A 20,049-nucleotide genomic window follows, 5' to 3' on the forward strand; every position below is an offset into this window, starting at 1 on the left:
AGCGCGGCTTGCGGACTTCGAACGGGGTGAGGTAACAGCGTCGCTCCTCCGATGCCGGCCTCGCCACCCTGCTTCAGCGTCGTCGTGTCCTGCTTCGACCAGGGCACCTTCCTCGCCGCGTGCCTGCGCAGCCTCCGCGCCCAGACGCTGAAGCCCCTGGAGGTCCTCGTCGTCGACGACGGCTCCACCGACGCGTTCACCCTGCGCGCGCTGGAGGAGCAGTGCGTGGACGGCGTGCGCCTGCTGCGACAGGAGCACCGGGGCCTCGCGGGCGCGCGCGACGCGGGCCTCCTCGCGCCCGGAGGCGAGTGGGTGGTGACGCTGTCCACGCTGGACCTGCTCCCACCGGACGCGCTGGAGCGCTACGCCCACGCCATCGACGGCGCGCCCGACGTGGACGTGTGGCTGGCGGACGCGGAGTTCCTGGGCCTGGAGATGGGTCCGCGGCGACGCCCTCGCTTCAACCCGTGGCGGCTGTTGTGGGAGCCCCCGGAGCACGACGGCGCCGCGGTGCGCCGCGCCGTGTTCGAGGCGGGCCTGGGCGGGGCCTGGGAGCCGCTCATCCGCGCGTGCGTGGCGCACGGCTTCACGGTGAGGGACCTGGAGGCCACCGCCCTGTGCCACCGCGTGTGGGGCCATGACCGGCACGACGCCCGGCGGGCCCGCGCGGCGCTGGCGGAGACGCTCCAACGCGAGCACCCCGTCTTCCAGGACGCGGAGGCCCTGACCCGCCTGAAGCGCCAGCACGCGCCCTACCTGGGCGTGGCGACGCGGACCCAGGACCTGGCGCACGCGCTGGAGGACCAGCGCTTCCAGGACTTCCGCGTGGTGGACGACGCGGGACGGGCCCTGGGCGAGGAGGGCCTGTCCGTGTTCCACGACGTGCCCTGCGCCCGGGTGCTGGTGAGCCTGGACGACGCGGCGCTGGCGCGGGCGGCCCGCGAGGATGGCTTCCTGCTGGAGAAGCTGGCGCGCACGCTCCACCACCATCCGGCGGCGCTGGTCTGGCTGGTGACGACGTCCGACCCGGCGTGGCCCGGCGCGCGGCTCACCGGCGACGCGGCGCTCGCGCGGTCCGTGCGCTGCGTGGGCGTCTGCGTGTCCCCCCAGGTCCTGGCGTCCGCGCCCACCCTCCCCCGCCACGCAGACCAGCCGCTCGCGGACCTGGTGCGGCACGTGGAGCGGCTGGCGCCACGGGCCACCCTCACGCGGGTGGTGGGCACCCACGCCCCGACTCCGGACGACGACGTGGACCTGCTCCCGTCCGAGCCCTTCCCGCGGCCGACGGCGACGACGTCCGCCGCCGCGGCCTCCTCGAACGCCGAGCGTCAGGCGCACCTGCTGCTGGGCATGCGGCTGTTGGGCAAGAGCGCGGCGCGGCTGACCCAGGCCACGCTGAGCCCCGACATCCACTCGAGGCTGCGACACTCGCGCCTGGGCGACGCGCTGCGCGAGCGGCTGGCGGAAGGCACGCGCCCCGCACCGCTGCGCTCCCCTTCCGAACAGGGCCCCTCCTGGCCGGGGCCCCTCTCCGAGGAGGAGCTGGAGGAGCCGCGCGCCGAGGAGCTGCGCCGGTGGGCATTCCAGCAGCCCCCGCGCTTCGCGCCCGCGCTCCCGCCGGAGGCCGACGCGGTGCTCGTCATCCTCCCGTCGCTGGCGAGCGACCCCGTGGGCCGGTCCCGCGCGCGGCTCGTGCGAGCGCTGGCGCGGACGGAGCCACGCAGGCGGCTGCACGTGCTCGTCACCCGCGAGGAGGGCGAGGGCGACGCGCTGGCGCCGGAGCTGCTGCCGCACGTGGCGAGCGCCTGGTGCCTGCCGTCGCTCACCGCCCACCCCACGCCGGACGACGTGGCCCGGCTGGCCTCGCTGCTGGGCGTGGGCGCGGTGCTCATCGCCGACAGCCGCATCGGCTACGACGCGATTCCCGCCCTGCGCAAGCTGCCGCGCCGGCTGCGGCTCGTCGCGCAGTCGCACGGCCTCCAGGACCCCCGGACACGAGGCGGCCCCGTGTCGCCGTGCGCGCACGCGGCCGGGCACTTCAACAACCTGCTGGACGCGTACGCCGTCACCACGCGGCTCACCGCCGAGCAGTTGGCGCGCGACTTCTACGTGTCCGAGTCCAAGCTCCACGTGGTGCCCCCCGTGGTGGAGGCCCCGCGCGTGGGCATCCGGCGCGCCGCGGCGTCGGGCTCGGCGCCGCGCCTGCTCTGGTACACGCCGACGGTCGACGACGGCGCGCTCGCGCTCCTCCAGGAGCTGCTGCGGCTGTGGCACCACCGCCACCCGGACGAGGGCCCGCGCTTCACCCTCGTCACGCCCGAGGAGGAGCGGAGCGGGGTGCTCCCCGCGCCCGGGTCGAAGCGGATGGTGGAGCGGGTGTCGTGGCGGACGGAGAGCCCGGAGGCGTGGGCGTCGCTCCTGCGGGACACGGACGGCCTCGTCCTCCCCACGCCCCCGCCGGAGCAGGGGCTGCTGGTGCTGGAGGCGCTGGCCCGGGGCGTGCCCGTCATCGCCTCGTCCCAGGGGCCGGGCATGTCGCCGGAGCTGACGGCCCGGCTGGCCTGGGTGCTGGAGAACCCCGCCCGCGCCGTCGACTACGTCCGGGCGCTGGAGTACCTGATGGATGTCCGGGAGACCCCGCGCGTGGAGGCCGAGGGGGCACGCGCGCCCTCCACGGAATGGGCGCCCGCGACGCGTCAACTGCTGGACCTGTTGACGCCGACGACCCTCCAATCGATGCGCTAGCGCGCCGTCTCCCTCGAGCGGAAAGCCACACGAGTCATGACCGTGAAACCCATCCAGGACGCCCCCCAGGGTCCGGGGGGCCGTGAAGGGCCCGCCGCCGCGGCGCCCCGCATCAGCGTCGTCATCCCCTGCTTCAACCAGGGCGCCTTCCTGGCCGAGTGCCTGTCGAGCCTGCGCGCCCAGACGCTCGCCCCGCACGAAGTCATCGTCGTGGACGACGGCTCCACGGACGCGTTCTCCGTGCGGCGGATGCAGGAGCTGTGCGTGGACGGGGTGCGGCTCATCCGCCAGGAGAACCGCGGCCTGTCCGGCGCGCGCAACACCGGCATCCGCGCCGCCACCGGCGACTGGCTCCTCCCGCTGGACGCGGACGACATGCTGATGCCGGAGGCGGTGGCCACCTATACGCGGGCCATCCTCGGCTCGCCGGAGGTGGATGTCTGGTACCCGGACCTCACCCACTTCGGCCACGAGGACCTGCTCTGGGAGCCCCCGCCCTTCAACCCGTGGCGGATGCTCTGGGGCAACGACCTCATCTGCAGCTCCGCCATCCGGCGGACCGTCTTCGACGGGGGCGTCTTCTACAACGAGCGGATGCGGCAGGGGTACGAGGACTGGGAGTTCTTCCTGCACGCGTGCGTGGAGCGGGGACACGTGGCGCGCCCCCTGGAGCGCGTCGTCTTCCGCTACCGCCGCTGGGGCCACAGCATGGTGGCGGAGTCGAACGCCCGGCGCGCGCAAATCATCGAGCAGCTCCACCACGAGCGCGCCGCCCTCTACGACGACGCGGAGCGGCTCACCCAGCTCAAGCGCCGCCACGACCCCTACCTGGCCATCGCCGCCACCAGCCCGCGGCTGCGCCCGGCGCTGGAGCGGCAGACGCTGCGCGACTTCCAGGTGGTGGACGAGTCCGACCGCGTCTGTCGCGAGGGAGGCTTCGCCGCCTTCCAGCGTCCGGGCCCGGACTTCGCGCGGATGCTGGTGAGCGTGGACGACGAGGCGCTCGGCGCGGCGCTCGGTGCGGACGTCTTCCTGCTGGAGAAGCTGGCGCGGGTGCTGGAGGACGGGCGCCCGCCGCTCGTGTGGCTGCTCACCGCGGACGCCGGCGAGGCGTACCCGGGCTTCCTCGCCAGGGAGCACGAGGTCCGCGACACGGGCATGCGCTGCGTGGGCTTCGCGGTGGATCCGCTGCGCCTGCTGGAGGGCCCGCCCCTGTCGCGCACCGACGACGGGTTGCTCGAGGACCTGGATTGGGCCCTGCGCCAGCAGGCCCCCGGCGGCATCCGCTACCTGGTGGTGGGCCCCACCCGCGAGGTGGGCGAGGGCGAGCCTTGTCCCCTGCCGCCGGAGCCGGTCCACGGGCGCGCGCACGGCGCCCCCGCGCTCACCGAGCGCAAGCGCATGCTGCGCGAGAGCTTCTCGCTGATGGGCCGGGGCGCCAGCAAGCTCCTGCGCGGGGCCATCGGCGTGGACGCGCACGACAAGCTGCTGTCGTCCTCCTCCGCGCGGCGGCTGCGCGCCCAGTGGCTGGGAGAGGCCGCGCCGCCCTCCGCCTCCGCGTGGAGACGGTCCCCCCTGGATTCGCGGGGCACGCGCGAGGGCCCCTTCGCCCCCTGGCGCCTGCGGGTCTCGCGGCACCGCAACTCCCTCTACCGCGGGCTCCACCAGGGGCCCCGCTTCGAGGAGACCCCGCTGGCGGGGACGAACGCGCCCGCGCTGCTCATCCTGGTGTCGTGGCTCATCCACGGCGGCGTCGAGCGCGCGGTGGTGGACCTGCTCCAGGGGCTGCGCCGCATCGCGCCCCGGCAGCGGCGCTACGTCGTCGCCACCATCAGCGACGCGCGCTCCGTGCCCATGGCGTGGGCGAACGAGGTGCTCGCGTGCGTGGACGGCGTGTTCAGCGTGGACGGCCGGCCCCCGCGCGACGCGAGCGGCTTCGTCTCGGAGCTGGTGGAGCGGCTGGACGTGGGCGCCATCCTGGTGGCCAACAGCAAGGAGGGCTTCGACGCGATGCCGCTCCTGCGCGAGCGGCACCCGGCGCTGCGCCTCATCTCCCAGGCCCACACCTTCCCGTGGGACCCCATCAAGGGCGAGTGGTTCGGCCACTGCCCCTACTCCGCGCAGCGCTACGACGACTTCATCGACGCCTACGCCTGCATCAGCCGGGAGACGATGACGCGCTTCACCGAGGAGGTCTTCGTCTCCCCCACCAAGCTGCGGCTCGTGCCGCTGGGCGTGGACACGGAGCGCTTCGGCGCCGCCCACCGCCCCCGGTTCACTCCCGGCGCGCGCCCGCGGGTGCTGTGGCTGGGACGGCTGGCGGAGGAGAAGGACCCGCTCATGTGCCTGCGCGTGGCCCGGCTCTGGAAGGAGCGGCACGGCGCGGACACGCTGGGCTTCCACCTGGTGGGCAGCGGCCCGGAGGAGCCCGCGCTGCGCGCCTTCATCGCCGAACACCAGCTCGCCAACGTGGTGACGCTCCAGGCGGCGGTGAACGACCCGGTGCCCCAGTACCGGGCCGCCGACTGCTTGATGATGACGTCGCGCTACGAGGGCATCCCGCTCGTCGTCTACGAGGCCATGGCCGCGGGCCTCCCCGTGGTGGCCTCCGTCCCGAACACGTCCATCCCCGACGTGCTGCCCGCGGAGCTGGGCTGGCACATCCACCGGCAGTCCGAGGCCGCCGACTACGTGGCCGCGCTGGAGCAGATGCTCGCCGACCCCGAGCAGGTCCGCGTCCGCGCCGACCGGATGCGCCAGGCCAGCACCTACTACGGCCGCGAGCGCTACGCCCGCGAGACGCTGGAGCTGCTCTTCCCGGAGCCCCAGCGCCAGCCGCTGCGCCGCGCGGCGCCCTGAGCGCCCCCGCGCCTCAACGGACCGACGAGGGCCTCACCGTCCACAGGCTCAACCCCCGGGGATGGAGCCGGCGGAGGCCGGACCGCCGCCGCGCCCGCACCGGGCACCACATCGACGACGACCTCCGCGCCCGACGACCCGCGCGCGCCCAGCGCCAGCGCGGGGAGCGCCCACAGAATCCAATGCACCAGGGGGCCACGTGCCACTCGCTTCCTTCAGGGGGGTGTGGAAACAGGGACAACCAGTGAATCGGGCGCGCCTGTGCCACAACTGAAGGCCTGGATTCAAGCCCGGTCGTGATTTTTCCGTACTGGCCGAATTGGTTGTTTACAATTCCCTACTCGGCGTCGGGTCCCCGGGGAGGGAGGTCTTCGCGGCGGTGGGCCTCCACTTCGAGGACCTCCTTCCATTGGATCCACCCGGAGCGGGCGGCGTGGCGGGCGGCGCTGGTCGTGTCGTCCACGGCGAGCAGCTGGCTGCCGGCGGCGCGGATGTCCTCGGCGATGAGGGCCAGCTCGCGGGCGCGGCGGGGGTGGCCGGGGACGTTGCGGATGTAGACGCACAGCACGCGGCCGGGGAACTCGCGGACGATGGTGCGGTAGTGCTCGGCGTCCTCCTGTCCGCTGTCGCCGATGAGGATGAAGGGCAGGTGCTCCAGGTTGGTGAGCAGCCCGCGCATCTTCTCCAGCTTGTGGCCGTGGCCGCCGCCGGGCGCGAAGCCCTGGCTGGACAGGCCCCAGTCGCGCAGCAGCAGGGGCCCGGTGGGAATCTTGTGCAGGGCGAGGAACTCGTCGAGGTGCTCGTAGAGGTTCCACGGGCTGCTGGACACGTAGAAGATGGGGTTGTCCGCGCCGCCGCCGCTGCCGGCCTGGAGCGCCGCGTAGAAGGCGTCCACGCCCGGGAAGGGCAGGCGCACGCGGTGCTCGGTGAGGAACAGGGCCCAGGCGCGCTGGAGCAGGTCCGTCACGCCGGTGACGATGACGGTGTCGTCGATGTCGCTGATGACGCCGTACTCCGCGTTGGGTCCGGCCACCCGCACCGGGGCCGCCACGCGCGGCACGCCCTCCGGCTCCGGGGACAGCAGCTCCAGCTCCACCATGTGCCAGCCGGAGCGCACCCCCTCCGGCGGCGCCACCCACAGCTCCAGGAAGCCCTCCTCGTCGGTGGTGCCCTCCCAGCGCTTGTCCCCCCAGCGCACGGCGACGTGGGCGCCGGGGACTTCACGCGTCATGTACCGCTTGTAGGAGGCGACGGCGCTGCTCAGCAGCGTGTGGCGCCGCTGCTGCGGGAGGATGTTCCGGTCCTCCAGCACGCGCGCCTTGATGACGGCCTGCGTGGCCGTGCCATAGCCCCGGTAGGGGAGGATGCGCAGCGGAGGCGCGATGCCCAGCGACCGACGCAACCGCCGGCTCATCGCGTCGTAGGTGGCGTCGACGCGGACAGCCAGTCGGTAGAAGGAAGGTCGGAGGTCGGACATGGCGCGGAGCGTAAGGAGTGGGGGGAAGCGACTGTAGAAGACTCCAGGCCGTCTGGCGGGGCAAAGCCGCGTGAAAGGCGGCCACGGCCCGCGCAGGCTCGTCTCCCCGTATCCCAGGTGTCGTTCCCTCTCGACCCGGAGTCCCGCCGTGTCCCGTCGCCATGTCCGCTGGTTGCTGTCCGCCGTCGCGCTGCTCACCGCCTCCGTGGCGGTGTCGCAGGCCACCCCCAGCCTCACGTTCCAGGGTCCATCCCAGGGCTGGAACGTCTTCGCGTCGTCCAACCCCCTGCCCCATGGGGCCACCGCGAGCGTGGTGTACGACGTGAATCGCCTCACGCAGTGCCGGGGCGACATCAACGCCACCACGCCGGGGTGGACGGTGACGGGCCACTACCAGTTCAACGACGGCCCGGTGCAGAGCTTCTGGGTGGCGGGCTTCTCCTCCACGCCCAACCCGCCCGCGCCCTCGATTCCGCTCACCACGCGCGGTGACCTGGCCGTCTGGTTCGAGAACACCAGCCGCTGGGGATGCCAGGCGTGGGACTCGAACTTCGGCAACAACTTCCACTTCGACGTGCAGTGACGGAAGGCCGCCGGGGGACATGGCGCGAGGTCCATGCCCTCCCGGCGCTGGTCACCGCCGTCCCACCAGCTCCCCACGACCCACGGGGCTGATGCCCCGGGCGAGCAGGTCCCGCGCGGCGAGGACGGACTCGCGACCCTCCGTGCCGTGGAGGTCGCCGTAGAAGGTGAGCAGCGTGGACGGCTCCACCACGCGCACGCCCTGGACCTCCACGGCAGGCACGCGGCGCACGAACACGTCGAGGAGGACCTTGCCGTCCGCGTCGTGGCGCGCGTACCGGTGGAAGTGGGTGGACGTGGCGTCGAAGCGCGTCCAGACGCGGTGGAAGCCGCGCGCGATGAGCACCGGGACGAGCTCCGGGAAGCGCGGGGGCTCCACGAAGAGGTCCACGTCCTTGTGGTCGTGGAAGCGCTTCAGCTCGACATGGGGTGGGGCCATGAAGTGCCAGGCCCAGCCTCCGGACACCGTCACCCACGGCGCGAGCGCGCGCACCTCCGCCTCGCCGACGAAGAGGCGCCGCGGGTTCCAGGGCTCGTCGGCCCGCTTCGGGTTGCGTGGATCTCCCATGACCGTGTCCTCCCGTGCGCGCCCCCGGACGCGGGCGCCGCGAGGGGACTGACAGGCTGGAGAAGGACGGCTTTTCGACACAGGACCGTGGACCGGCACTCCTGAAACCATGGCCAGCGAGCGCGCCAATCCCTAGGGTCCCCCCATGACGACCTGGACCGCTCGCGCCTTCTCCCAGGGGCTGGCCACATTGGCCGCCTTCGCTGAATCAAGCCCCGAGGAGGACCGCCAGGCCCGTGACGACTTCCCGGAGGACTGGGACCCCCACCGCTTCCCGTGGCTGGACGCGTCGCTGCTCGCCTGGCGATTGCACGGACGGGAGGACGCGGAAGGGCTCACGGCCGCGGCCCGGCGGCTGCGGCAGCAAGGCAAGCACCTGTCGCGCGCGGAGCGGCTCATGCTCCAGGCCCTGGCGGACTCCTGGTGCTCGGTGTTCGAAATCCTGGAGGTGCGGCTGAACCAGGGGCTGCGCTTGAGGGACCTGCTCCTCGACGAGGTGCTCGAGGTCCGCGAGCGCAGCCTGACCACCCAGGTGGAGCCCGGCGACGTGATGCTGACCTGGGCCATGCCGGTGGAGGACCACCTGGAGTTGACCGGAGGCACGGTCCCCGTTCTCCCATCGCACCTCCGGCCCCTGCTCGACGTGGCTCGACGCGAGCTGGGCACGCGGCCACCCTCTGCCGAGCCCTCCGAGCGACGCCGTCGACTGCGCCGGCTCGCGCCCTTGCTCTTCCGCGAGCGGATGGCGCTGTCCGAAGGTCCGCCGCTCCCTTCCTCTCTCGAGGAGCTGCTCGACACCCTCCCCGAGGAGCTGCTCGAGGCCCCTCGGCGCCGGGCCTTCCAGGACGCGGCGCTCAAGCGCCCCCGCAAGACGTCCCGGTCCAACGCGGAGCTGGAGCCCGGCGCGGCGTATGTGTTCAAGCTGGGGCCCATCGACACGCGGCAGGACGGTCGCTTCTCCTTCTACATGGGCGTACCCGCGGAGGGGCCCATCCCTCCTCCCGCGACGGCGAAGCGGGACGCGGAGGGCGTGGCGGCCGTGGCGCGCGAGCTGAAAGGGCTCACGCTGTACGGAGAGAGCCGGCTTGCGCGCGCGGGCCAGGGCGTGGGGCTCGTGGCACGTCCCATGCCCGCCTCGGTGTCCAGCATCCGCGCGGCGCTCGCCCTCCATCTGCACTGGGGAGCGATGGCTCCGAAGAACATCCCGCCGGAGGCCATCCACGCGTTGCTGATGGCCATCACCGGACTCATCCGCGCCGCGCCCTGGGACCTGTGGAACAACGAGGAGGTGTTCCCCCTCTCCCTCTCCGGAGCGCTCCAGGGAACACGCGAGGTGTCCGTGCTCGGCGGAGGGGGACAGGAGGTGGGCTTCGTCGTCTTCGACCGCGCCGGCGCGATGGAGCGCATGGCGGGACTGGTGGACCTCCCCTCCCATGTGGACAAGCTCATCCCCGACTCCCTGGGCCTGACACTGGAGGATGAACCCGCCTGGGTGGCGAAGTGCGTCCAGGACGTCACCGGACTGGCCTTCGTCCCCGACCTGCTGCGCATGCACCGCAACGCCCCGCGCCCCGCGACCTCGGAGGAGGTGCTGCTGACCACCGCGGTCGCCCTCGCCCTCGCCAAGGCGCGCCCGGAGGAGAAGGACGTGGAGCTGCTCGAGCAAGGAGCACGCGTCCACGCGGAGATTCCGCTGCCCCTGCTCACCGGCCACTACGTCGGCAAGGTGCCGCTCGAGGACGTGGTCGAGGCGATTCCGCTGCGCCTGGGCAAGGTGAAGAAGAAGCTGCCCCCTGGCAAGGTGTCGGAGACGCTGCTCGACTTCGCCAAGGGCCTCACCGAGCAGGTCCATTTCTCACCCGACCCGCAGGAGGAGCTGTTCACCATCCTGGCGCTGGCGCTCAGCGCGTGGAACGCCGTGGTCCAGGACACGTGGGAGCCGCACAAGGGCTGGGTGGAGCGGGCGCGCGCCACCCTTCGGAGGCTCCCGGAGGCGGACCGCGAGCCGATGACCCGCGACTTCGAGATGCTCGTGGCGCGCAAGCGGCGCCACTTCGCGGACGACCCGCGCCTGCTCACCCGGCTCGACGTGGTGGTGCGCCGCGGGGGCGAGCTGGGCGTGCAGGTGGTCGGCCTGCTGGCGCCGGGGGCGTGGTCCGAGTACCTCGGCGCCGGGCCCTAATCCCTGCGGCCCAGCGTGCGGTCCAGGTTGTACGCGGAGCTGATGAGCGACAGGTGCGTGAGGGCCTGCGGGAAGTTGCCCAGGGCCTCGCCGGACATGCCGGTCTGCTCCGCGTAAAGGCCCACGTGGTTGGCGTAGCCGAGCATGCGCTCGAAGGTGAGCCGCGCCTCCTCGAGCAGGTCCGGCCGCGCGCTGTTGGCGCGGGTCATCGCCTCCACCAGCCAGAAGCTGCAGAGGTTGAAGGTGCCCTCGCTGCCGGCGATGCCGTCCAGCGTCGCCTCCACGTCGTAGCGGAAGACGAGCCCGTCCGACGTCAGGCCTCCCCTCGACGGAGGCTGGCGCATGTGGTCCAGCGTGGAGAGCATGCGCGGGTCCACCGGCGACAGGAAGAACACCAGCGGCATCAGGAGGTTCGCCGCGTCCAGCGTGTCCTTGCCGTAGGCCTGGATGAAGCTGCCGCGCTTCTCGCTCCAGCCCTTGGACATGATGTCCTCGAAGATGGCGTCGCGCACCGCCAGCCACCGGGGCCGGTCCGCCGGGAAGCTGCGCTTGTCCGCCAGCCGGATGGCCCGGTCCACCGCCACCCAGCACATCAGCTTCGAGTACACGAAGTGCCGCCGCCCGCCGCGCACCTCCCAGATGCCCTCGTCCGCCTCGTTCCAGTGCTCGCACACCCAATCCACCAGCCGCCGCAGGTGCCGCCAGAAGTCGAAGGAGATGGGCGCGGCGTACTTGTTGGACAGGTACACGGAGTCCATCAGCTCGCCGTAGATGTCGAGCTGGAGCTGGTCCGCCGCCCCGTTGCCGATGCGCACCGGCCGCGCGCCGCCGTAGCCACACAGGTGCGTCAGCTCCACCTCGTCCGGCACGCGGCTGCCGTCCAGCGAGAACATCAACGGCAGCGGCCCGTCACCGTTCTCCGCGCACCGCGCCTCCACCCAGCGCATGAAGGCCGCCGCCTCCTTCTTGAAGCCGATGCGCAGGAACGCGTAGACGGTGAAGGCCGCGTCGCGCAGCCAGCAGAAGCGGTAGTCCCAGTTGCGCGTGCCGCCGGGCGACTCCGGCAGGCTGCACGTGGGCGCGGCGACGATGGCGCCCGTGGGCGAGAAGGTCATCAGCTTCAGCGCCAGCGCGGAGCGCTGCACCGTCTCCCGCCACCGCCCCGTGTACTGGCAGTTGGACAGCCAGTGGCGCCAGTAGTCCACCGTGTCGCGGAAGAGCACCTCCGCGGACTCGTGGCTGTGCACCAGGTCCTCGCACGACAGGCGCCGCCCCTCGCGCAGGCTGAAGATGGCGGACTCGTTCTCCTTCAACACGAAGCGCGCGACGACGCCCCGCTCCACCCGCTCCAGCTTCACGGAGGACGACAGCGTCATCTGCAGCGCCTTCGACTCGAAGGCCGCGCCCCCGGCGATGAGGTGCGTGGTGTGCGGCTGCCGGGCGTAGTCGAAGGCGGGCAGGCACTCCATCTCGAAGGGCAGCTCGCCGCGCACCACGCGCACGCGGCGCAGCACCTCGCGCACGTCCTTCTCGCTCCGCCGCTCCATGGGCATGAAGTCGATGAGCTCGCCCACGCCGTCCGGCGTGTAGAAGCGCGTCACCAGCACGTTGGTGTCCGGCCAGTAGAACTGCTTGCGGGAGACACCGTCATGCAGCGGGTGGATGCGCCAGTGCCCCCCCTTGTCCGGGTCCAGCAACGCGGCGAACACGCTGGGACTGTCGAAGTACGGGAAGCACATCCAGTCGATGGTGCCCTCGTTGCCCACCAACGCCACCGTGCGCAGGTCGCCGATGACGCCATGGTCCTCGATGGGCACCGAGCGCCCCGCCGCCGCCTGTCGTCCTGACACCATGGAGACCTCGCCTCACGAGAAGGAGATGATGTTCTTGATGGGACCGCCCGCCTTGCCCGTCACCACGTCGAGGAAGGCCTCCGGCGGATGGCGGCCGGTGATGAGGCGCTCCAGGCCCCCCGGCCAGCGCGCGCGGAAGCGGGCCAGGTCCTCCAGCGCCGCCTCGAAGTCCGTGTCCGCCGCGTTCACCGTGCCCAGCACCACCTGGTTGCGCAGCACCAGCTGCTTGAGCAGCGCGGCGCCGTCCATCGACACGGGCTCCGCATGCGACGGCACGCCGGTGAGCACGAGGAGGCCGTTGTCCCCCAGCGCCCCCAGCGCCCCGAGCGCCGCGGACGCGGAGCCCGCGGATTCGTAGAGCACGTCCGCCGTGCCCACCCGCCGCACCAGCTCCTCCGCGGAGAGGTCCTGGGTGGAGAAGTAGGGCGCGCCCACCGCCTCGAGCGCGTCCGCCTTCGGGTTGGGCTTGCGCGAGCGCGAGTAGACGGACGTCGCGTAGCCCCGCCGCATCAGCGCGAGCGCCCCCAACTGCCCCACCGGCCCCGCCCCCAGCACCACCGCGCGCCCCGCCTCCATCTTCCACGGCAGCCGCTCCTGGATGCGCTCCACCTGGCGCAGGCCCTTCTGCGCGATGGTGAGCGGCTCGGTGAGCACCGCCACGGCGCGCAGCTCGTCCGCGGCGCGGTGCAGGTAGGCCACGTCCTCCACGAAGAACTGCGAGGCGAAGCCGTGCGCCTCCTTGATGCCCCGCTCCGTGTAGTCCCCGGTGATGCAGAAGTCCGGGTGGCCGTGGCGACAGGCCGGACACACCGCGTGCGGACAGGGGCGGCGCACGCGCGGCACCACCCAGTCCCCCTTCTTCAGGCCGCGCACCGCGGAGCCGACCTCCACGACCTGCCCCAGGCACTCGTGGCCGAGGATGAGGTAGTCCGAGCCGGGCGGCGGTGTGCCGTAGGTGAACTGGACGATGTCCTTGTCCGTCCCGCACACGCCCACCTCGTGCGTGCGGACCTTCACCTGGGTGGGGGACTGGAGCTGGGGCTCGGGCGCGTCGATGACTCGCACCTGGCGCTTGCCCGGAAAGACGGCGACGGCCTTCATGTGCGGCTCCTGCGCGGGAAGGAAACAGATGGGTCCAGGCTGAGGTGTCCACCCCGCGCGCGAGGCACCAGGGGCTGGGGGTGGAGGGCACGTGGCGCCTGCCCGCCCGGCCCCCGGGGACGAGCGGCGGGTGCGACACGAAACCGCTGCCAGCCAGGGGCGCGGAGGTCTATGAGGAGACTCCGTGAGCGAGCCCACCCCTCCCGAGTCCACCGACGACGCCCCGCCCCGCGCCAGCCGCTCCACCGCCATTGGCGCGGTGGCCTTCCTCCTCCTGGCGCTGCCCTTCCTGGTGCTGGGCCTGTGGCTCTTGGACGTGAAGTCCCGGATGGACCTGCGCTGCGAGCCGGGCGGGCCCTGCACGCTGACGCGCTCCGGGTGGTTCACGCGCGAGGAGGTGGCGCGGCTGCCGGTGTCGGACATCGACGCGGTGAAGGTGGAGCGCAGCCGCAGCGCGCGGCGCAGCCCGGTGCCCATCTTCCGTCCGGAGCTGCACACGAAGTCGAACGGGAAGCTGGCGCTCTTCGCGCAGTGGGCCACCACGGAGTCGGAGGCCACGGCGGTGAAGGAGCAGGTGGAGCGCTACCTCGCGGCGCCCACCGCCGGCCCGCTGGAGGTGTCGCGGGACGACCGGCGCGCGTCGCTGCGCGTGGGCGGCGCCTTCACCGGCGTGGGCGTGGCGCTGCTCGTCTTCAGCACGTGGCTCGCGCTGCGCTCGCGCAAGCACCGCCGGACGGAGCGCGCGCTGGGCCTGGGCTGACGCGCCCTGCCCCCGGGTCCGGGGCGGACGGCCGGACGCTGGAATCCGTCGCACCGGCGCGTCCCTACGTTCCAGACGTCGGCGGTCACGGAGCGACGGCCCCCGCGTCGGGGGCGTCCGCCAGTGATGACCACTGGACGTCTGAAGGGAAGCGGGAGGCCAGGCGCCCGGCTCCCGGGTGGTCCGCCACTTCCGTCCGGCACACATGTGCCTAGCTTCTGGCCGATGCTGCGTGCGCTCCTCGGCCGATGGCGAAGCTCGCTGCGCCTGCTGCGGCCGGCCCACGTGGAGGCCGACCGCGCGAAAATCTCCGTCAGCCAGCTGGGCCACCGCTACGGCAACAAGGTCGTCGCGCTCGAGGACGTGGACCTCAACGTCCGCTCGGGCGAGTTCGTCTGCCTCCTCGGCCCCTCCGGGTGCGGCAAGTCCACGCTGCTCTACGCGCTCGCCGGACAGGTGAAGCCCACCGGCGGCGTGGTGTCCATCGACGGACGCCGCATCGCCGGCCCGGGCCCGGACCGCTTCCTCATGTTCCAGGAGGCCGCGCTCTTCCCGTGGATGACCGTGCGCGGCAACGTCACCTTCGCGCTGGCCGCCCGGGGCGTGCCCCGCGCCGAGCGCAAGGACCGCGCGGAGACGTACATCCGCCGCGTCCAGCTCCAGGGCTTCGAGGACGCCCTGCCCCACCAGCTCTCCGGCGGCATGAAGATGCGCGCCAGCCTGGCCCGCGCGCTGGCCATGGACCCCACCGTGCTCCTCATGGACGAGCCCTTCGGTTCGCTGGACGCGCAGACGCGCATCCACATGCAGGAGCTCCTCCAGTCCATCTGGCTGCGGACCCACAAGACGGTGGTGTTCGTCACCCACGACGTCCACGAGGCGCTGATGCTGGGCACGCGCGTGGTGCTCATGGCGCCGCGCCCCGGCCGCATCGTCCGGGACCTGGAGGTCCACCTGCCCATGCCCCGCCACCCGGAGGACGCCGCCCTCCTGGAGATGGTGCGCCACGTCGCGGGGCTCCTGCGCGAGGTGGAGCACCGCGCCCGGCCCGAGGCGCCCGCCGCCCCGTCGTCCCCACCGCCCCGCGCGTCCGCGCACGCCGCGCCCTCCGCGACGGAGTCCGTCCGCGGTCCGTGAGGTGAGCCATGAAGCGCGAAGGACGCTGGAAGGCCTACGCACAGAAGCTGGGGCTGGTGCTGCTCCTGCTCGCCGCCTGGGAGGGCACGTCCCGCCTGGGCGTCTGGTCCCCTCACCTGTTCCCCGGCCCCGTCACGGTGGCGGAGAGCCTGGGCCGCATGGCCGCGGACGGGCGGCTGTGGGAGGCGACGGTGCGCTCGATGGGGCGGCTCGTGCGCGCCTACCTGCTGTCGGTGGCCATCGGCATCCCGCTGGGGCTGCTGACGGCGCGGCTGTCCTTCTTCCGCAACGCGGTGAAGCCCGTGGTGATGGGGCTGCAGGCCCTGCCCTCCATCTGCTGGCTGCCCCTGGCGCTCCTGTGGTTCGGGCTGACGGACACGGCCATCCTCTTCGTCGTCGTCATGGGCAGCGTGCTGGGCATCGCCATCGCCACGGAGGACGCGGTCAACGGGGTGGATCCACAGCTGATTCGCGTGGCCAGCACCCTGGGCGTCAAGGGGCTGCGCTTCCAGTTCGGCGTGCTCCTGCCCGCGGCGCTGCCCGGCATCGTCACCGGCCTGAAGCTGGGGTGGAGCTTCGCGTGGCGCGCGCTGCTGGCGGGCGAGCTGCTGTTCGTCTCCGGCGGCCTGGGCCAGCTGCTCACCGTGGGCCGCGAGCTGATGGACGTGCCCCAGGTGATGGCCGTCATGGTGGCCATCATCCTCATCGGCATCACCGTGGACCGTGTCCTCTTCCAGACGGTGGAGGTGCGGGTGCGCCGCCGCTGGGGCCTGGAAGGCGCGATGTGAAGCGCGCGACGTGAAGCGCCCGACGCTTCGCGCCGTGCCCGGTTGCCAACCGTCGTCGTCGTCCCTCTGTTGTGAGCGTATGCGCGACCTTCGTTCGCTGTGTGTCCTGGTGCTCGCGGGCCTGGCCCTGGCCGGCACCGGTTGCAAGCGGGAGTCCTCCTCCCGCGCCGCCGACGCGCCCCTGCGGCTGGGCTTCTTCCCCAACATCACCCACGCGCAGGCCCTGGTGGGCAACGCGGAGGGCACCTTCGCCTCGGAGCCCGGGGTGGGGAAATTGGAGGTGCGGCAGTTCAACGCCGGCCCCGCGGCCATGGAGGCGCTCGTCGCCGGCTCCGTGGACGTGTCGTACGTGGGCACCGGCCCCGCCATCAACACGTTCCTCAAGGCGGGCAAGGACCTGCGCATCATCGCGGGCGCCGTGGACGGCGGCGCCATGCTGGTGACGCGCACGGCGAAGTCCGCCGCGGAGCTGAAGGGCAAGAAGGTGGCCACGCCCCAGTTGGGCAACACGCAGGACATCGCGCTGCGCTACTGGCTGAAGCAGCAGGGGCTGAGCACCAACATCGACGGCTCGGGGGACGTGCAGATCGTCCCGCTGAGCAACTCGGACATCCTCGTGCAGTACCTGCGCGGCGGCATCGAGGGCGCGTGGGTACCCGAGCCCTGGGCCACGCGCATGCTCCTGGAGCCCGGCGGCGGCGGGCAGGTGCTGGTGGACGAGAAGTCGCTGTGGCCGGACGGCCGCTTCCCCACCACCGTCATCGTGACGACGCGCAAGGTGCTGGAGACGCAGCGCCCGCGCGTCGTCGCCCTCCTGCGCGCGCACGTGAAGCTCACGGACCGCTGGAAGCAGGACCCGTCCGGCTTCGCCTCCGCGGTCAACGCCGCCTTCGGCCAGCTCACCCACAAGCCCCTGGCGGCTCCCATCCTCCAGGGCGCCTTCACCCACCTCCAGCCGAGCCTGGACCCCCAGCCCTCGGCGCTCTCCACCGCCGCGCAGCACGCCAAGGACGTGGGCTTCATCCCCTCCGCGGACATCGACGGCATCGTGGACCTGGGCGCGCTGAAGGAGGCCCAGGGCGGCGCCGCGCCGAAGTGACGCGGGCGCCGAGGCGCCGGGCGCGCGCTCCCGTGTGGCCCGGATGGCCGTGTCACGGGCGGGTGGACGGGCGCGCGGACCGTGGCCGGTCCTCCGCGGGGCGCTGGTCGTCCCCATCCGGCCCGGTCAGGATGGCGCCATGAAGATGGAGCACGTGGACGAGACGCTGGAGCGCATCACCCGTGAGCTGGAGCACACCCCGGGGGGCGTGCTCGCGTTCGACGGGGACGGCACGCTGTGGAGCGGCGACGTGGGGGACGACCTGCTCACGGCCCTCACGGAGGGCGCCGGCGTGCGCGCGCCGGCCCTGGAGCGGCTGCGCGCCATGGCGCCCCGGTACGGCGTCCCGGTGGAGCCGGGCGACACGGGCGGCGTGCTGGCGCGGCGCATCTTCTCCGCCTTCCGGGAGGGGCGCGTCCCGGAGCTCGACATCTGCGAGATGGCCACCTGGTTGTTCGCGGGCTGGGAGCTGGAGGAGGCGCGGGCGTTCGCCCGGGGCGTGGTGGACTCACACCGGGTCCCCGAGCGCGTGCACCCGGAGGTCCAGCGTGTCCTGGAGTGGGCACGCGCCAAGGACCTCCCCTGTTACGTGGTGAGCGCCTCGCCCCGCGTGGTGGTGGAGGCGGCGGCGCGCGTGGTGGGCGTGCCCCCGGAGAACGTGGTCGCCAGCACCCCCCGGGACGTGGGCGGCGTGGTGGTGGCGGACGTGGTGTCGCCCATCCCCTACGGCCCGGGGAAGGTGACGGGCCTGCGGGCCCGGACGGCGCGGCCCCTGTACGCGGCCTTCGGGGACAACGTGTTCGACCTGGAGCTGCTCGCCGCCTCCCGGGTCCCGGTGGCCGTCCGCCCCAAGCCGCGCCTGTTGGAGCGCGCCGGGAGCCTTCCGGCGCTGGTCCAACTGCACCCGGTGACCAGCCGCTGACAGCGTCGGGTGGGGAACGCGCCCGGCGAGCTTTTGGCGGCGCCCTCCAGCGCGTCCGTGCTAACTGGGCGCTGCACTTTTCCAACACCGCCACGGAGAGACACAGTCATGCCGCTCATCGCCCTGCGTCCCCTGCTCGACTACGCCGCCGCCAACAACTTCGGGGTCGCCGCGCTCAACGTCAACAACATGGAGCAGATCCAGGCCATCATGGAGGCCGCTCGGGCCACCCAGAGCCCGGCCATCATCCAGGCCTCGCGCGGGGCGCGGAAGTACACCAACGACCTGTTCCTGCGGAACCTGATGCAGGCGGCGGTGGAGCTGTATCCCGAAATCCCCATCGTGATGCACCAGGACCACGGCAACTCGCCGGACACGTGCATCAGCGCCATCCGCATGGGCTTCACCAGCGTGATGATGGACGGCTCCCTGGAGGACGACGGCAAGACGCCCGCCAGCTACGAGTACAACGTGGCCGTCACCCGCGAGGTGGTGAACGTGGCGCACCGCTTCGGCGTGTCGGTGGAGGGTGAGCTGGGCGTGCTGGGCTCGCTGGAGCACGGCACGGGCGACAAGGAGGACGGCCACGGCGCCGAGGGCAAGCTGACGCTGGACCAGCTGCTCACCGACCCGGACCAGGCCGTGGACTTCGTGCAGCGCACCGGCATCGACGCGCTGGCGGTGGCCATGGGCACCAGCCACGGCGCCTACAAGTTCTCCCGCAAGCCCAGCGGCGACGTGCTCGCCATGAGCCGCATCGAGGAGATCCACCGCCGCATCCCCAACACGCACCTGGTGATGCACGGCTCCAGCTCCGTCCCCAAGGAGCTGTGCGACATCATCAACGCCAACGGCGGGCGCATCAAGGAGACCTACGGCGTGCCGGTGGAGGAGATCCAGCGCGGCATCCGCGCGGGCGTGCGGAAGATCAACGTCGACACGGACAACCGCCTGGCCATCACCGGCGCCATCCGCAAGGCGTTCACCGCCAAGCCGGAGGAGTTCGACCCGCGCTACTACCTGACCCCCGCCCGCGCGGCGATGCAGCAGGTGTGCGAGGAGCGCATGAAGCAGTTCGGCCAGGCGGGCCACGCGAAGAAGGTGCCGCTCGTCACGCTGGACCAGATGGCGAAGGACTACGAGGCCGGCAAGTACGGCGACGCGGCCCGCCCGGACTCCGCCAACCAGTTCAAGACGAAGAAGAAGTAGCCGTCCGCTTCCACGCCCCCGGGCGCCCGTCGGGGGCCGCGCCGAAGTCGCGCGGCTCCCCTCGGACGAAGGCCCGGTGCCCGGGCTAGGTGTGCCGGCCCTGGAGCGCCAGGGCCACGTTCTCCACGCGGTTCTCCACCTGGTAGGTGGCGACCACCTGGTCCCCCTGCCTGGGCATCTCACGCAGCGGCAGGGCGCTCAGGTCGACCGGGACCACGGCTCCCGGCCGCGTGAGGACGTAGAGCACCTGCCCGTTGACCTTCACCACGCTCCCGGACAGCTCGCGCATGCGGTCCTCGTCCGGTTCGACGTCGCGCCGGGGCAGGCCCCCGGTCGCGTGGATGCCCACGTCCGCGGCGCGCATGGCGCCGTTGATGCCGGCGCCCGGGATGGAGCCCGCCGGGTTGCCCGTCACGTCTCCGTCGTGGACGAACTCCTTGGTCTCGATGGTGGGCTGCGAGGGTTCTGCGGCGGTGGCGAGGGCGGGCATCAGCAGCGCCGCCAGCGCGGGAGAGGTGAGGGCGAGCGCGCGCAGGCGCGGGGGAAACGTCCATGTCATGGCTCGTGCTCCGGGTGGGGGTCCTTGGACCCGTTTCCGCCGAAGCTAGGCAACGACACGTCGCCCCCGCCTGGACCGCGCCTCGACCAGCACCCGGCGCGGCGGGCCGACGCTCCCGGCACTGGAGTGTTCAGCCGGTGAACGTGCCCGCGCCATGTCGATGGGAACAGGCTAGGGTGTACGAGAGCCCGGCCGGCGCTCCCCCCTG

Annotated in this window: 15 protein-coding genes; 10 read left to right on the forward strand and 5 right to left on the reverse strand. The window is 72.6% G+C overall.

The window, feature by feature from the left end; all coding sequences use genetic code 11:
* Positions 1-51 precede the first annotated feature (51 nt).
* Both LZ198_RS27040 and LZ198_RS27045 read left to right on the forward strand, forming a co-directional pair.
* Entirely contained in the window at positions 52-2,745 is a 2,694-nt protein-coding gene (locus tag LZ198_RS27040; RefSeq protein ID WP_253974952.1) for a glycosyltransferase, read from the forward strand.
* Positions 2,746-2,781: 36 nt separating this feature from the next.
* Positions 2,782-5,604 carry a glycosyltransferase gene (locus LZ198_RS27045; protein ID WP_253974953.1) on the forward strand — a complete coding sequence of 941 codons (2,823 nt, stop codon included), beginning with the start codon at positions 2,782-2,784 and terminating at the stop codon, positions 5,602-5,604.
* Between the two features lie 337 nt (positions 5,605-5,941).
* Here LZ198_RS27045 and LZ198_RS27050 read toward each other — a convergent pair whose 3' ends face one another.
* Positions 5,942-7,081 (reverse strand): App1 family protein, encoded by a 1,140-nt coding sequence (locus LZ198_RS27050; RefSeq protein WP_253974954.1) that lies wholly within the window; start codon positions 7,079-7,081, stop codon positions 5,942-5,944.
* A 148-nt stretch (positions 7,082-7,229) separates the two neighbouring features.
* On the opposite strand from LZ198_RS27050, the gene LZ198_RS27055 reads away from it, so the two are divergent.
* Positions 7,230-7,664, forward strand: coding sequence for a DUF6209 family protein (locus LZ198_RS27055; protein WP_253974955.1), 435 nt, complete (start codon positions 7,230-7,232; stop codon positions 7,662-7,664).
* Between the two features lie 51 nt (positions 7,665-7,715).
* Here the strand turns inward: LZ198_RS27055 and LZ198_RS27060 are convergent, their stop codons facing one another.
* Entirely contained in the window at positions 7,716-8,231 is a 516-nt protein-coding gene (locus tag LZ198_RS27060) for a hypothetical protein (protein ID WP_253974956.1), read from the reverse strand.
* 145 nt (positions 8,232-8,376) lie between these two features.
* On the opposite strand from LZ198_RS27060, the gene LZ198_RS27065 reads away from it, so the two are divergent.
* Positions 8,377-10,413, forward strand: coding sequence for a hypothetical protein (locus LZ198_RS27065; protein ID WP_253974957.1), 2,037 nt, complete (start codon positions 8,377-8,379; stop codon positions 10,411-10,413).
* On the opposite strand, the gene LZ198_RS27070 is transcribed toward LZ198_RS27065, so the two are convergent.
* Positions 10,410-12,266: a glycoside hydrolase family 15 protein gene (locus LZ198_RS27070; RefSeq protein ID WP_253974958.1), complete on the reverse strand. Its 1,857-nt coding sequence runs from the start codon at positions 12,264-12,266 to the stop codon at positions 10,410-10,412. The genes LZ198_RS27065 and LZ198_RS27070 overlap by 4 nt on opposite strands.
* A 12-nt stretch (positions 12,267-12,278) precedes the next feature.
* Positions 12,279-13,367, reverse strand: coding sequence for a glucose 1-dehydrogenase (locus tag LZ198_RS27075; RefSeq protein WP_253974959.1), 1,089 nt, complete (start codon positions 13,365-13,367; stop codon positions 12,279-12,281).
* A gap of 184 nt (positions 13,368-13,551) precedes the next feature.
* Between LZ198_RS27075 and LZ198_RS27080 the strand changes: the two genes are divergently transcribed.
* The 6 genes from LZ198_RS27080 (at position 13,552) to fba (ending at position 19,282) form a co-directional block, all read left to right on the forward strand.
* Positions 13,552-14,127 carry a hypothetical protein gene (locus LZ198_RS27080; protein WP_253974960.1) on the forward strand — a complete coding sequence of 192 codons (576 nt, stop codon included), beginning with the start codon at positions 13,552-13,554 and terminating at the stop codon, positions 14,125-14,127.
* A gap of 225 nt (positions 14,128-14,352) precedes the next feature.
* Entirely contained in the window at positions 14,353-15,264 is a 912-nt protein-coding gene (locus tag LZ198_RS27085) for an ABC transporter ATP-binding protein (protein ID WP_253974961.1), read from the forward strand.
* Between the two features lie 8 nt (positions 15,265-15,272).
* Positions 15,273-16,052, forward strand: a complete 780-nt coding sequence (locus LZ198_RS27090; RefSeq protein WP_253974962.1) for an ABC transporter permease — start codon at positions 15,273-15,275, stop codon at positions 16,050-16,052.
* Between the two features lie 79 nt (positions 16,053-16,131).
* Positions 16,132-17,151: an ABC transporter substrate-binding protein gene (locus LZ198_RS27095; RefSeq protein ID WP_253974963.1), complete on the forward strand. Its 1,020-nt coding sequence runs from the start codon at positions 16,132-16,134 to the stop codon at positions 17,149-17,151.
* A 139-nt stretch (positions 17,152-17,290) separates the two neighbouring features.
* Positions 17,291-18,073 carry an HAD family hydrolase gene (locus LZ198_RS27100; RefSeq protein WP_253974964.1) on the forward strand — a complete coding sequence of 261 codons (783 nt, stop codon included), beginning with the start codon at positions 17,291-17,293 and terminating at the stop codon, positions 18,071-18,073.
* Positions 18,074-18,181: 108 nt separating this feature from the next.
* Entirely contained in the window at positions 18,182-19,282 is a 1,101-nt protein-coding gene (gene fba / locus LZ198_RS27105; protein ID WP_253974965.1) for a class II fructose-bisphosphate aldolase, read from the forward strand.
* 85 nt (positions 19,283-19,367) lie between these two features.
* Here fba and LZ198_RS27110 read toward each other — a convergent pair whose 3' ends face one another.
* Positions 19,368-19,841 carry a hypothetical protein gene (locus tag LZ198_RS27110; RefSeq protein WP_253974966.1) on the reverse strand — a complete coding sequence of 158 codons (474 nt, stop codon included), beginning with the start codon at positions 19,839-19,841 and terminating at the stop codon, positions 19,368-19,370.
* Positions 19,842-20,049 lie beyond the last annotated feature (208 nt).

Origin of the sequence: Myxococcus dinghuensis (assembly GCF_024198235.1) — a bacterium.
GTDB lineage: Bacteria > Myxococcota > Myxococcia > Myxococcales > Myxococcaceae > Myxococcus > Myxococcus dinghuensis.

Coding starts and splice junctions, on each gene's coding strand:
- LZ198_RS27050 (WP_253974954.1), bottom strand. CDS start 7,081: ATGTCCGACCTCCGACCTTCCTTCTACCGACTGGCTGTCCGCGTCGAC.
- LZ198_RS27040 (WP_253974952.1), top strand. CDS start 52: ATGCCGGCCTCGCCACCCTGCTTCAGCGTCGTCGTGTCCTGCTTCGAC.
- LZ198_RS27095 (WP_253974963.1), top strand. CDS start 16,132: ATGCGCGACCTTCGTTCGCTGTGTGTCCTGGTGCTCGCGGGCCTGGCC.
- LZ198_RS27045 (WP_253974953.1), top strand. CDS start 2,782: ATGACCGTGAAACCCATCCAGGACGCCCCCCAGGGTCCGGGGGGCCGT.
- LZ198_RS27100 (WP_253974964.1), top strand. CDS start 17,291: ATGAAGATGGAGCACGTGGACGAGACGCTGGAGCGCATCACCCGTGAG.
- LZ198_RS27065 (WP_253974957.1), top strand. CDS start 8,377: ATGACGACCTGGACCGCTCGCGCCTTCTCCCAGGGGCTGGCCACATTG.
- fba (WP_253974965.1), top strand. CDS start 18,182: ATGCCGCTCATCGCCCTGCGTCCCCTGCTCGACTACGCCGCCGCCAAC.
- LZ198_RS27085 (WP_253974961.1), top strand. CDS start 14,353: ATGCTGCGTGCGCTCCTCGGCCGATGGCGAAGCTCGCTGCGCCTGCTG.
- LZ198_RS27070 (WP_253974958.1), bottom strand. CDS start 12,266: ATGGTGTCAGGACGACAGGCGGCGGCGGGGCGCTCGGTGCCCATCGAG.
- LZ198_RS27090 (WP_253974962.1), top strand. CDS start 15,273: ATGAAGCGCGAAGGACGCTGGAAGGCCTACGCACAGAAGCTGGGGCTG.
- LZ198_RS27110 (WP_253974966.1), bottom strand. CDS start 19,841: ATGACATGGACGTTTCCCCCGCGCCTGCGCGCGCTCGCCCTCACCTCT.
- LZ198_RS27060 (WP_253974956.1), bottom strand. CDS start 8,231: ATGGGAGATCCACGCAACCCGAAGCGGGCCGACGAGCCCTGGAACCCG.
- LZ198_RS27075 (WP_253974959.1), bottom strand. CDS start 13,367: ATGAAGGCCGTCGCCGTCTTTCCGGGCAAGCGCCAGGTGCGAGTCATC.